This window comes from Micromonospora sp. NPDC050200 (assembly GCF_040656135.1).
In the GTDB taxonomy this organism is placed as follows: Bacteria; Actinomycetota; Actinomycetes; order Mycobacteriales; family Micromonosporaceae; genus Micromonospora.
Genome location: NZ_JBFALG010000105.1, coordinates 1 through 11,218 on the forward strand (window position 1 = coordinate 1; position 11,218 = coordinate 11,218).

Below are 11,218 nucleotides of genomic sequence, written 5' to 3' on the forward strand. Positions count from 1 at the left end.
GCCATGCTCAGGGTCGCCTGGGTCAGGTCGGCGTCGTGATGCGCGCTCATCGCGTAGCCGAGCAGCCGGCGGGAGTACAGGTCGATCACCGTGGCCAGGTAGAGCTTGCCCTCGTCGGTGACGACCTCGGTGATGTCGCCGCACCACAACACGTCTGGCGCGACGGCGGTGAACTGCCGCCGCACCCGGTCTGGCGCCACCGGGCGTTTGCCCTGCTTGGTGAGGCTGCGTCGGCGTCGCGGGATGCGTCCGGCCAGGCCGAGGGCAGCCATCCGCGCCGCGACGGTGTTGACCGACACCTGCCACCCGTCGGCGTGCAGATCCTGGGTCACCCGGGGAGAGCCGTACGTGCCGCCGGAGGCGTCAAACGCGGCCCGGATCGCCTCATCAAGGGCGTCGCGGCGGGTCTGCCGCGCGGTGGGCTGCCGGTCACGCCACTTGTAGAACCACGACTCAGACAGTCCCAGCGCCCGGCAGGTCACCGCGTGCGGCACGGCGTGCGGTCCTCTGGGCAGCGACAAATCCGGCCACAGTCACTTCGTCGCCTCCTTGACCCACAGGACCACGGATCGCTTGAGCACATCGCGCTCCATCGCCAGCTCGGCGTTCTCCTTACGCAGACGAGCCAGCTCGGCGCGTTCGTCCTCACCGAGACCACCGGCGGCGGCCTCACCCCGAGCCCGCCGGTCCTGCGCCACCCAGTTGGCCAAGGTGCCGTCGTTGATCCCCAGGTCCCGAGCGACCTGCGCGATCGGCTTGCCCGTCTCCCGCACGATCCGCACCGCGCCCTCGCGGAACTCCCGGTCGAACCGCCGTCTCGTCTCAGCCATGACCATCTATCCCCTTAGGTCCGGCCTCCACGCTATCGGGGGAACCTCACAGAGAACAGCATTGAGGCGGGGCGGGCGCGGATGCCGACGGGCGCTTCATACTGCCTTCTCTGCGGTTGCTGTTCGGATTCGAGCGGTTCGATTCTCTGGTGGGCGGGTGCCGCCATGGCCAGCGACAGCTCACACTGTCGTGGTTGGAGGTTACCGTCGGCCGGGCGCTCTGGGCATGGCGGTGTCAGCTGAGTATGGCAGCAAGCTGGTCGTAGGTCGAAGCGAGCTGCCGCAACGTCTGGCCGGCGGATTCCGTGTGTCCGTTGACGATGTCGTGCTGGAGGCAGCCGACGAGCCGGGCCTGCTGGGTAGCGATAACGGCGGCTTCATCGCGGCCGAGGCTGGTGAGCGCGGTGGCGGTGTCGGTGAGCCGTCGAGCGCCGACGCGGATCGCGAAATGCGTCAGGTGATGGCATGTCTTCACCGGCCCGCATGTCTCCGGTGTTCACGGCGGCGGGCCCGCGTGCCACTCACTGTATGCGGTGCCAGCATCCGGGCGCCGACCGCTCCGCGACGCCCCGGCCGTCGGCGAACAGCCGCACCATCTGGGTGGTCAACCGCACGCCCTGCTTCATCGCGCGCAGCTGGTGCAGCGTCTCTCCACCCGCGGCGCCCTCGGAGCCTGCGCCACGGGCCGGGTGCTCGCGGTGTCCTCGGCGTCTCACTCGCGGATCCTCTCCCCGCCAGGCGTTCTCGACCGGCGGCGAGTCGCTGCGGGTCGAAAGGCCTCGGCTGCCCTTGTAGATGGCCTGTCCCTGCGGGTGGAAGAACCTGGGCTCGGGCCGGGTGCGCGCGTCGGCCAGGCAGTGGGCCGCTTCGCTGAGCCAGGCCCGCCACTGCGCGAGCGGCAGGTCCTCGCCCACGTCAGGCAGGTCCTCCAGGGTTTCCTGCTCCGGCTCCTGCGGCGGCGGCTCGACCGAGACGGTGGCCACGGGCAAACCCGGTCCGTCGTAGGTGGTGTAGGTCACCATCAGCCGGCCGTCGGGTGGGCCGGTCGCGGCGGTGTCCGGTACGCGTTTGGGACCCACTGTCGTTTCCGTCCAAGACGGCCGCCGCGGCCGCGATCTAGCGTGGATCCAGCAGCTCGCCCGAGCATGAGGAGACAGCACAATGCGTGACCTGGTCTACACCGGTTTCATGTCGCTAGACGGCGTCGTGGACTCGCCCGGCGGCGGGCCGGGGGAGGAGCACCGCAGCGGCGGGTGGGTGGTCAAGGACCTCGAGTTCGTCCCAGAAGCCTGGTCGCTGAAGGGTGAGGAACTCACCGACACGACGGCGCTGATGTTCGGCCGCCGCAGCTACAAGGCGTTCGCGCCGGTCTGGCCCGGCTCAGAGGACCACGCCGGCTACAAGGAGCTGCCCAAGTTTGTGGTGTCGACCACGCTGTCTGACGACGCCCTCGTCGACGGGTGGGGGCCGACGACGATCCTGCGCTCGACCGAGGACGTCGCTGCGCTCAAGGAGGGCGAGGGCGGCGCGATCTTCATCCACGGGAGCGCGGAGCTGGCCCGGCGGCTGTCGGACGCGGGCCTGATCGACCAGTACAACCTGCTCGTCTTCCCCGTGCTGCTCGGTGCCGGGAAGAGCCTGTTCGGCCGGGCCGACCGAGACAAGCAGATGCTGACGCTGCGGGAGTCGGAGAGCTACTCGAACGGGATCCTGAAGCTGGTCTACGACGTCAAGCGCTGATCCAGGTCGAGGGCGATCGCGCCGCCGGCGCCCTCGCGCAGCTGCCCGGCGGTGCGTCCGACGTAGGAGCGCAGTGCTCGGGCCAAGTGCGGCTCGTCGAAGTAGTCGAGCTTGGCGACGACGTCGGCGGCCGGGTCGCCGGCAGCCAGCAGCTCCGCCGCCGTGCGGGCACGCTCGATCTGCCGGACCGTGCCCCGCGTCAGTCCAGTCGCAGCGCGGAACCGGCGCTCGACCGTGCGCTCCGAGACGGCCGGGCGGTGACCCCGCAGCACCTCGGCGACGAGCAGGTCACGGACCACGATCCCGGCCCGGACGAGACGTTCGACCAGGGCCTCGGCATCGTCGGGGCAGGGCGTCTCCCAACGCGCGCCGTCCAGCCGGAACGTTCGGCGCGTGGTGTCGGGGAGCCCGATGCCGCCGTCGACCAGTGCCGACGTGGGCACGGCCCGCAACGAGGTGCCCACGGCGAACTCGATGCCCGTAAAGGTCGCGCCCTCCGGCACCGGCGCCGTGCCGGTCCGGGTCTCGGGACCGGTGATACCCGCGTACGCCCGGCCAGCCTGCTCCCAGAACACCAGGCCCCAACGCACTCCCGCGACGGACGTCATCGCAGTGACCTGCTCGCTCGTGCATGTCCACACGGTGTCGACCCACGGCGAGTCGGACCGGCGCGTCTCGAACCGCAGTCCCACGGCCGAAGGGTACGCCGCTTCGTGTTCTGGTGGCTCGCCGTGCCATGGGGTTTGCGCTACGGCGAGCTGTGCGGGTTGCGCTGGACCGAGTTTCGACCTCGACCGGGCGATCTGACCAATCGACGTTTCAGCGACCGTTCGTGGTCAAACTCTTCGAGGCTCTTGCGGGCCGGGAACGTCGCAGCCCGGACGCCGCCCTCATTGCCGTGCGACTCGCAGGCGGAGATCTCGCGTTGCAGACAGGCGGCCAGGAACTCCTCACAGGGCCAGGACTCGGCCCGGTCCAGTATGCGCCGAACCTGGCCGCGTTCCGGCTCGGGCAACTCGCCGCTCGCGGTGGCATCGACCAGGCGACGGTGTGGCACCACTTATCGCGGCCGGCCGGATGGTCGCCGTACTGCGCCGCTCATACCGACTCTTGTGTCGCCGGCCGGACCGGGTTGAGCCGGAAGGAGCCCGCAACCTTCTGCCGGTAGATCTCCTGCGTGGCCCGATCCCAGGGGATGCACCAGCGTCCGCTCGGGCCGCGCCGGGCGGGTACCTGCCCCAGGCGCAGCCAGTTGTAGACCGCATCGGCGGGGATGCCCAGTTCGGCGGCGGCCTGCTTGACGCTGACCTCGCCGTCTTGGACGGCGACGGTGCGCGGTCCGAAAATCTCGTAGGCGTCGCGGACCCGGGCGACGCCTCCGGCGGTGAATGGCTTGCCTTTGCCGGTGGTCGGGCCGGCGGCGTTGAGCATGTCGGCGATTTCGGCGCTGGTGTGGGTGGCGCCGTGGTGGCGGATCACCTCCAGCGCCGCGTTGGGGGTGCGGCCGGGGCCGGGGCGTGCGACGGATAGTTCGTCGGTGGCTCCGGTGTGCCAGCGCACCCCGATGCGCATGGTGTGCCGATCGGGCTCGGGCAGCAGGGTGACGTCGGCGATCAGGGAGCGCAGCAGCCGTTTGCGGTCGCGGGGGCTGGTGGTCTCGGCGTGCCACAGCCGCGGCAGGTCCTGCGCGAGGGTCTGCATCGAGTCGGTGGCCGGCAGTGGCGGCTTGGCGGCCTGTGCGGTGGCCAGCGCGGCCTGTGCCTCGGTCAGCGCGGCGAGTCGGATCTCCCACCGCGACTCCAAAGTCCTTGCCACCAAGCGGTTTTCCGGCTCCACGTTGCTGAAGGCCCGTTCGGCGCGGTCGGCCTCGTAGCGGGCCTGCTGCACCGCCAGCTCCGCGGCTCGGTGGCTGCGGGTGTGCCGCTCGGCGACCTCCTCGGCCGCGGCCAGTGCCACCCCGATCTGCTGCGGTGTGATCGTGTCCAGGAACAACGCCGCGACCGCGTCATCCACCGCGGAGGCGGAGAAGTTGCGGCACTGCGGCGTGCGGGCGGAGTCCTTGACCTGGCAGCTGTAGGTGACCTTGCGGTCGCGCCGGTCGTATCGGGTGCCGGCCCGGCCCCCGCACACGCCGCAGAAGATGATGCCCTGGCACAGCGCGGTGCCCTCCCGCACCGGCCGGGCATGTTTCTGGGTGTTGTTCGCCGCCAGCTTCGCCTCGACGGTCAGGTAGTCCGACCAGGTCAGGTAGCCCTCGTGGTGGTCCTCGATCACCACCGTCCACTCCTCGCGGGCCCTGTACCGTGCCAAAACTCGTCGCACAGGGTGTGAGCTGCTGTTTCGCGACAAGGACGCAGGATGGCAGGCGTGTTGGTTCGGCTGCTGTACCTGAGTGCGGTGCGGATGTTCGGCTGGTTGCCGCTGGCCACATGCAGCGAGTCCGCGCTGGTCGCAGAGTTGCTGGTGCTCCGCCATGAGGTGGCGGTGCTACGCCGTCAGGTCGGTCGGCCGCGCCTGTCGTGGCCGGAGCGGGCGGTGTTGTCCGCGCTGGTCCGGGCACTGCCACGGAAACTCTGGAGGCATCGGATCGTTACCCCAGCCACCCTGCTGGCCTGGCACCGCCGGCTGGTCCGCCGGCACTGGACCTACCCGAACCATCCCGGACGACCACCGATCAGCGACGACCTCCAGGACCTAATCCTGCGCCTGGCCAGCGAGAATCCCGGCTAGCAGCACCGGCGCATCCAAGGCGAACTCGTCGGGCTCGACCATCGGGTCGGCGCTGGCACCATCCGTCGCATCCTCGCCAACTCGAAGCACGGTCCTGCCCCACCCGGGATCGACACCAATTGGAGGACGTTCCTGCACCCGCAGGCGTCCGGCCTGCTGGCGACCGACTACTTCCACATCGACACCGCCACGCTGCGCCGGTTGCATGTGCTGTCCGTCATGGAGATCACGACCCGACAGGTGCACATCCTCGGCGTCACCGCCCACCCGACCGCCGCCTGGACCACCCAGCAGGCCCGCAACCTGATGCTCGACCTCGGTGACCGCATGACACCGTTCCGGTTCCTGATCCGCGACCGCGACGCCAAGTTCACCGCGTCGTTCGACACGGTGCTCGCCACCGAAGGCATCGACGTGGTGAAGACTCCGCCACGCACCCCCAGAGCGAACGCGTTCGCGGAACGCTTCGTGCGCAGTGTCCGGGCCGACTGCACGACCGGATAATGATCTACAACGAACATCACGCCCGCACCGTGTTACGCGACTATGAGGACCACTTCGACCGGCACCGGCCACACCAGAGCCTGAACCAGCATCCACCCGACTACAACCCCGGCGTGGTCGTCACGATCGACAAGCCAATCCGGCAGCGCCGCGCCCTGGGCGACGTAATCAACGAGTACCACCGGGCAGCTTGAGCCACTCGCAAATTCGCAGCTCACAAGCCTGAAACAGAGTTTTGGCACCGTACAGGGCTTCGGCATCAGCTACCGCGCCCAGCTGGCCGACCGTGGAGTCACCCCGCTGCCGAGGCCGCGACGGCCGCGACTCACAGGCGACTCATGATCTCTGCCGGTGGGTAGCAGAGAGGCCGGTTGGAGATCACTCCAACCGGCCTCTGACCTGCTGTCGAGCTGCGTGGACCATACTTGGCAGAATCCGAACCATATTCCAGCAGCTCACGGGCCTGCGGTAACCGTTTCGGCGGTTCGACGTCGCGCTGTGGGCCAACGATGACGAGGCTGGCTGGGGCTAGCTGGCGACGCCAAGACCAGCGAGGTCAAGGACATCCGGCCGCCGGGCGCGGCAGCGACGTTGGAGGCGTTGCCCGTCCGGTGGTTCGGGGTTTGTCTCGGATGATCGGCACGAACCAATTCCCCATGCCCGTCGATCATCAACTTGGATGTCTTCAGGGACTAGATCCGCGTGTTCGGATCGCTGTCGTGAACGACATGGCCCCGGCGATAACCGGGGCCATGTTCGTTAAGCACTCGATTGCTTCCGCAATTCAGGCGACGATGAACTGGTAGAAGTTGCCGTAGTCACCCCAGGTGCCATCCGGGCGGATCACGTACACGTCGAGGTTCACGCCACCACTCCTTTCCGGCGTCCAGGTGACGCTGGCCCGACCGTCAGGTCCAGCCGGTACGTCGAAGAAGTCCTCACCATTGAGGGAATAACGGTAGTAGCCCACCTCGCTCCAGCCTGCCGGTGGTGAGAAGATGAAGGTACCGGGCACGCCGACACCGCCATGCGGTTGGCCGTCGGACAGGTAGACGTCGGACGTGACACCGGGCCCGGGATCGAACGCAAAGGACCAGTTCCCATAGGGCGAAATCCAGCCGTTGGCGCTGTGGCTCCGCGCGCTGACGGAATGCCCGGAGGCGTTGTCAGTAATGAAGCTGATGGTGGCGGTACCGTCCTCGCCGGCTGCCACAAACCGCGGTTCGCCGTTGTTCAGGCGATACTCGTACTTTATGACACCCGGCATGCCGGGCTCGGGAGTGAACTTCAGCGTCAACGACTTGCCCCACTCCGGTGTACCGATCGCCTTGATCGTCGGCTCGGTCGACGGCACCCGCATCTCGTACCCGACTGCGGCGGAGGTGTTTCCCGCGCGGTCGACCGATTGTACGTAGAGCGTGTTGGTAAAGGGGGTTGGCGGGATGATCGGCACACTCACCGTACCGCCCGGCACGTCCGCCTTGAGCACCATGTCACTGGTGAGCGGGTTGTCGCAGTCGAACCGACCGCCTGAGACGATCTCGCAACCCTCTACACCACCCGAACGGTCATACCATTGGTAGACAAACCCGATGACGTCGGTGTCTCCACCGGCCGAGAAGGTGAATTCTCCCGGCACGCCAGGAGGCGTCCACTGCCCGGTATCGGCCTTCGGGTAGTTCGACGATGAGACCTGTGGCCGTGAAGGCAATGTCTTGTCGACGACGAAGGTGCACACCTTCGACCAAGCGGAGGTCGCAAGCCCGTCACTCACGCGGGCCTGCCAGGAGTAGCTCCTACCGTCGACGAGGACGCCACCCGGCACCCTGCCCGTGCTGAACATTCCTGCACTGCCGTCCGGGACGCTGATCTCCGTCCGCTTGGACGGATCGTCGACGGGCCACAACGCGAGCTCGTACCTCAGTGGATCGGACTGCTGCAGGTCGGGGTCGCGCCCGATGACCTGGAGCGTGTCAGCCAGGGCCGAAAGCGCCGGATAGGGCGCCGCAGTCGCGCACGACCGGCCACCGTTGTACATCTGGGCCTCGTCCAGTACCGGCGCCGAGTTGTACCGCACGTTCAGGCTCACGCTGTTGTACCAGTTCAGAGTCCGGCCGTAGCTGACATCACCCTCGTGCTCCTCGGGAACCCGCAGCGCGAACGTCACCCGCATCTCGCCCTTGGCCGCCGCGTCCTTCACCGCCAGGGAGACATCAAAGGTGATGTTGGCGGTGGGGCAGTATTCCGGAGTGGTGATCTCGTCGAGTTTCGTCAACTCTTCGGGGGCGTTCCCCCAGGTCGGCGTCTCGCCTACCGGATTCGTCCGCCAGATCTCGATGGCCCTTTTGGTGCAGTCGGCCGCGCTCCGCTCTCGGATGCGCACAGTGCCACCGAATACTTCCTTACCGGCGAATTGCGACAGGTCAAAGGTCGCATAGACACGAGACTTGTGCTTCTCACCGCTCGTGTCGATTCGAGCACCCAACGGCAGATTGACACCCTCGGTCCAGTCGTACGCCGTGTGCGTGCTCGCCCGATCCGTGTATCCGATCTGGACGGATGGGGCGTACCCGTAGTGCGGTGCCGCGCCAGCGGACTCGGCTGTGGCAAACACCGCGAGTCCGGTTACGCCGAGCGTCGCGGCAAGGGCGATGGAAAGCCCGCGCAGACGCCTAGATGTAGACAAGTTTGCCATGCCTCCCAATTTCCGGCCCGCACCCCGCGTGCGCGCCGCATGGATCATATCCATGCAGCTCAAACTGGTGTACCGGATTCACGGCAGCCAGTAAACAGGAGTGTTTTATGGCAAGTGGTGGCTTTTCGCACCGGGATTTGCCGGATTCCGAGTCTCCGTGGGTCTACGACGGCCGCCATTTGAGATGTCGATGGTCGGGCGGGCTGGACGCGAGGCCGCCACCGCATGACGGGTGGAGGCGGGTCGTCCGCAAGCCGGACACGCGGTCGCCACCGGTAGTGGCGCCACGCAGCGACTGTGACGGCCACGGCTACGAGCAGCGCGGTGGCGCCCTTCCAGGCTCGCTCGAACCACGATCGGTTGTCGCCGAACGCCGCATCACCCCAGCCGTCATCAGCCATAGCCCCACCCACGTCCACTGCCAACTCTCGGTCACGGCGACGGTCGACGGCAAGGCGTTCAGCCAGCAGGCGTGGCTCTACCTCCCGGAGGTCTCCGGGACCTGCTCGGCGTGTTGCCGGCCGCACCGCCGCCTCTGCCGATGGCCGGGAAGCCCGTACGGCCTCGGATCTCCGGGCCGCAGGTGAAGCGGACCGACGGCCAGGTCGCCACCACGGTTGAGAGCATGACGCAGCACCGGGGCGGTGACCGATGACGACCGACCCGATCGAGCCCGTGGTCCCGGACATCGACGAGTCCTACGCTGACGACCTCGACGACGGCCCCTACGTCGAGGAGAACAGCGGCCAGGTCGCCCGGCGCGTCGGCCGCGACATGGTGCAGAACGTCCACAACTGGCTCGGGCGCTACCAGGCCGCCCGGGAACTCTCCGACACCTTCGTGCAGGAGACGATCGAGACCTTCGTGGGGCGCGTCTACGGCCGGGCGGGCTGTCCAGGGAAGCGGCGGCCGGGATCCTGCGGGAGCGGCGTCACATCCTGCTGGTGGCCGACCCCGGCACCGGCCGGTGCACCGCCGCGGTCGAACTGCGGCGGCGTTCCCTCGCCTCGGCGGGAGATTCCGATCGACGACGACGAGCAGCGGCTCCTGCCCGTCGACGAGGTGCCGTGGTCGTCTTACGGCCGCTGCGCCTACCTGGTCTCGGTGCCGCCCGGCGGCCGCAACGGGCGGTTGCGGGAGTTGCTCATCGCCTACCGAGAGGCCGTGGAGAAGCGGGACTCGTACCTCGTCGTCCTGGTCGACCAGAAGAGCCTCGAAAGGCCCGAAGATGTTCCGGGCTTCACCGTCCTCACGGTCACCGCTCCCACGTCGCCGGTCGGTACGGCGACGACTGGGAAGCCTTCATCGACGCCTGGGTGGAAGCGGCGGCCGACAAGGACACGTTCGAGCGGGCAAGCGTCGGACAGATCTGGGCGGCGAACATGGTGGCGCACCGCAAGTACACCCGGATTGCGTGGTCAATCCGCGCCTTGGTGATCGGCGTCGTGGCACTCGCGGCCGCAACCATCACCTGAGATGCTGCCCTTGATCCAGACGAGCGCCTTCGCCGCCGTGGTCCCGGAACTACGGTTCGCGCCGGACTAATCGAGCAAACCTTGCACATGCATCGCTAACAGCACGAGGAATGGAGCGAAGGCCCAGCTCAACGAGCCGGGCCTTCGTCTTGAACAAAATGTCCATATTGTATGGGTGGGCGATACTGGGATCGAACCAGTGACCTCTTCGGTGTGAACTGTCGGCAGGCGGATCGGATCTGGCTTGATGCGAGGTCAAACGGCCTGCTGAGGCGCGGCTCGGCTCGGTTCGGCTGGCACGGCTGCTGTACTTCGCTGCTGTACTGCTGGCGTCAACGAGTCGGCCGCCCTGACCCAGCCGAGGAATCGGCGGTGCAGCACGCCAGCCGGCGTCCAGGGCATGTCCTCGGCGGCCTGGACGAGGTAGGAGCCGAGGTAGAGGGCGAGCGACACCGGAGCATCTGCATACTCCGCGCGAAGCTCCCGCCTCCGCGTCGGGCAAGGCCACGGCAGGCCGCAGCCTCCGCAGCTCCAGACCGGCATAACCGGGCCGTGGGCGGTCACCGTACACCCTCCAGGAACCGGGCGGTGATCATCCGGGCCTGCCGGCTGGTTGCCCATTCCACCTGCCAACACGGGTACGGGGCCAGCCGGGACCACCACGCGCGGCATCCAACGCACAGGCCATCGAGCCCCCGCACGTGCACTGACAGGATCACCTGTTCCTGGTCGTCTTTCACTGCGTCTCCTCGCCCGGCCAGTGGCCACGGTTGATAGGGATGCGGTGCCGGGCACGGCAGGGCAGATCAGCTCCACAGCGGCAAACTTGTCGCCACTTCCGCCAGGACCACACAGGCCGGTGCCTGCGAGCCAGGGTGAGGGCAACAGCGACCACGTACTCCTCGTACGAGACCCGTTGCGTCCGGGACACCGGAGCATCGTCGACATCCGCGCGCAGCTCCCGGCGCCGGTTGGGGCATGGACACGATGCGCTACAGCCGCCGCAGCTCCAGAGAGGCGGCACCGGCCTGTGGGCGGTCATTCGCCGTGCTCGCCGAAGCACGCCCCCGAGTCATGGGCGAGCGGCCCACCGTCCGCTGACGAGTGCTGCTGACTGCCTCGCGCCTGGTCCAACAGCCGCCGCCGGGCTGTCCCGCACCGGGTTTGATGGAGACATCGAAACCTGGGAGGAACACCAGCGATGCCTGCACCGAAGAAGTACAACGATGAGCTGCGTGAGCGTG

The 11,218-nt window shown here is 67.9% G+C and carries 13 protein-coding genes and 1 pseudogene; 5 read left to right on the forward strand and 9 right to left on the reverse strand.

Translation table 11 applies throughout. The features are described 5' to 3' along the window. The 4 genes from AB0I41_RS33345 to AB0I41_RS33360 all read right to left on the reverse strand — a co-directional run. The coding region (locus tag AB0I41_RS33345; RefSeq protein WP_357115007.1) for an IS3 family transposase at nucleotides 1-494 on the reverse strand (494 nt) is incomplete at its 3' end. A 39-nt stretch (nucleotides 495-533) separates the two neighbouring features. Beyond that, nucleotides 534-830: a transposase gene (locus AB0I41_RS33350; RefSeq protein ID WP_357115009.1), complete on the reverse strand. Its 297-nt coding sequence runs from the start codon at nucleotides 828-830 to the stop codon at nucleotides 534-536. A gap of 235 nt (nucleotides 831-1,065) precedes the next feature. Next, nucleotides 1,066-1,305: a hypothetical protein gene (locus AB0I41_RS33355; protein WP_357115011.1), complete on the reverse strand. Its 240-nt coding sequence runs from the start codon at nucleotides 1,303-1,305 to the stop codon at nucleotides 1,066-1,068. Between the two features lie 46 nt (nucleotides 1,306-1,351). Further along, nucleotides 1,352-1,909: a hypothetical protein gene (locus AB0I41_RS33360; protein ID WP_357115013.1), complete on the reverse strand. Its 558-nt coding sequence runs from the start codon at nucleotides 1,907-1,909 to the stop codon at nucleotides 1,352-1,354. Between the two features lie 82 nt (nucleotides 1,910-1,991). Here AB0I41_RS33360 and AB0I41_RS33365 point away from each other — a divergent pair, with 82 nt between their 5' ends. Next, complete coding sequence (locus AB0I41_RS33365) at nucleotides 1,992-2,570, forward strand: dihydrofolate reductase family protein (protein WP_357115015.1); 579 nt, start codon at nucleotides 1,992-1,994, stop codon at nucleotides 2,568-2,570. Here the strand turns inward: AB0I41_RS33365 and AB0I41_RS33370 are convergent. The 3 genes and pseudogenes from AB0I41_RS33370 to AB0I41_RS33380 all read right to left on the reverse strand — a co-directional run bounded on the left by AB0I41_RS33370 (nucleotide 2,552) and on the right by AB0I41_RS33380 (nucleotide 4,847). Next, a complete protein-coding gene (locus tag AB0I41_RS33370) occupies nucleotides 2,552-3,262 on the reverse strand; it encodes a helix-turn-helix domain-containing protein (RefSeq protein ID WP_357115017.1) in 711 nt (236 codons plus the stop codon). The genes AB0I41_RS33365 and AB0I41_RS33370 overlap by 19 nt on opposite strands. 122 nt (nucleotides 3,263-3,384) lie before the next feature. Continuing rightward, nucleotides 3,385-3,543: pseudogene (locus AB0I41_RS33375) on the reverse strand (IS21-like element ISAau2 family helper ATPase IstB); the annotation flags it as partial. Nucleotides 3,544-3,668: 125 nt separating this feature from the next. After that, the gene (locus AB0I41_RS33380; RefSeq protein WP_357115019.1) at nucleotides 3,669-4,847 is read right to left on the reverse strand and encodes a recombinase zinc beta ribbon domain-containing protein; all 1,179 of its coding nucleotides are present in this window, start codon (nucleotides 4,845-4,847) and stop codon (nucleotides 3,669-3,671) included. Nucleotides 4,848-4,928: 81 nt separating this feature from the next. On the opposite strand from AB0I41_RS33380, the gene AB0I41_RS33385 reads away from it, so the two are divergent. The 3 genes from AB0I41_RS33385 to AB0I41_RS33395 all read left to right on the forward strand — a co-directional run bounded on the left by AB0I41_RS33385 (nucleotide 4,929) and on the right by AB0I41_RS33395 (nucleotide 5,998). Further along, nucleotides 4,929-5,300, forward strand: coding sequence for a hypothetical protein (locus AB0I41_RS33385; RefSeq protein ID WP_357113976.1), 372 nt, complete (start codon nucleotides 4,929-4,931; stop codon nucleotides 5,298-5,300). A 219-nt stretch (nucleotides 5,301-5,519) separates the two neighbouring features. Further along, on the forward strand, nucleotides 5,520-5,804 hold the full coding sequence (locus tag AB0I41_RS33390; RefSeq protein ID WP_357115021.1) for a hypothetical protein: 285 nt from the start codon (nucleotides 5,520-5,522) through the stop codon (nucleotides 5,802-5,804). Continuing rightward, complete coding sequence (locus tag AB0I41_RS33395) at nucleotides 5,804-5,998, forward strand: transposase (RefSeq protein ID WP_357115023.1); 195 nt, start codon at nucleotides 5,804-5,806, stop codon at nucleotides 5,996-5,998. The genes AB0I41_RS33390 and AB0I41_RS33395 overlap by 1 nt, the downstream gene beginning before the upstream one ends. A 590-nt stretch (nucleotides 5,999-6,588) precedes the next feature. Here AB0I41_RS33395 and AB0I41_RS33400 read toward each other — a convergent pair. Further along, nucleotides 6,589-8,553 (reverse strand): hypothetical protein, encoded by a 1,965-nt coding sequence (locus tag AB0I41_RS33400; RefSeq protein ID WP_357115025.1) that lies wholly within the window; start codon nucleotides 8,551-8,553, stop codon nucleotides 6,589-6,591. Between the two features lie 597 nt (nucleotides 8,554-9,150). Between AB0I41_RS33400 and AB0I41_RS33405 the strand changes: the two genes are divergently transcribed. Next, nucleotides 9,151-9,936 (forward strand): hypothetical protein, encoded by a 786-nt coding sequence (locus AB0I41_RS33405; RefSeq protein ID WP_357115027.1) that lies wholly within the window; start codon nucleotides 9,151-9,153, stop codon nucleotides 9,934-9,936. A gap of 293 nt (nucleotides 9,937-10,229) precedes the next feature. On the opposite strand, the gene AB0I41_RS33410 is transcribed toward AB0I41_RS33405, so the two are convergent. Further along, on the reverse strand, nucleotides 10,230-10,538 hold the full coding sequence (locus AB0I41_RS33410) for a hypothetical protein (protein WP_357115029.1): 309 nt from the start codon (nucleotides 10,536-10,538) through the stop codon (nucleotides 10,230-10,232). Between the last annotated feature and the right edge of the window lie 680 nt (nucleotides 10,539-11,218).

Excerpts from the sequence above, each read along its gene's own strand:
- AB0I41_RS33395 (WP_357115023.1), top strand. The coding sequence starts at position 5,804 with ATGATCTACAACGAACATCACGCCCGCACCGTGTTACGCGACTATGAG.
- AB0I41_RS33390 (WP_357115021.1), top strand. The coding sequence starts at position 5,520 with ATGGAGATCACGACCCGACAGGTGCACATCCTCGGCGTCACCGCCCAC.
- AB0I41_RS33350 (WP_357115009.1), bottom strand. The coding sequence starts at position 830 with ATGGCTGAGACGAGACGGCGGTTCGACCGGGAGTTCCGCGAGGGCGCG.
- AB0I41_RS33365 (WP_357115015.1), top strand. The coding sequence starts at position 1,992 with ATGCGTGACCTGGTCTACACCGGTTTCATGTCGCTAGACGGCGTCGTG.
- AB0I41_RS33400 (WP_357115025.1), bottom strand. The coding sequence starts at position 8,553 with ATGGATATGATCCATGCGGCGCGCACGCGGGGTGCGGGCCGGAAATTG.
- AB0I41_RS33385 (WP_357113976.1), top strand. The coding sequence starts at position 4,929 with ATGGCAGGCGTGTTGGTTCGGCTGCTGTACCTGAGTGCGGTGCGGATG.
- AB0I41_RS33405 (WP_357115027.1), top strand. The coding sequence starts at position 9,151 with ATGACGACCGACCCGATCGAGCCCGTGGTCCCGGACATCGACGAGTCC.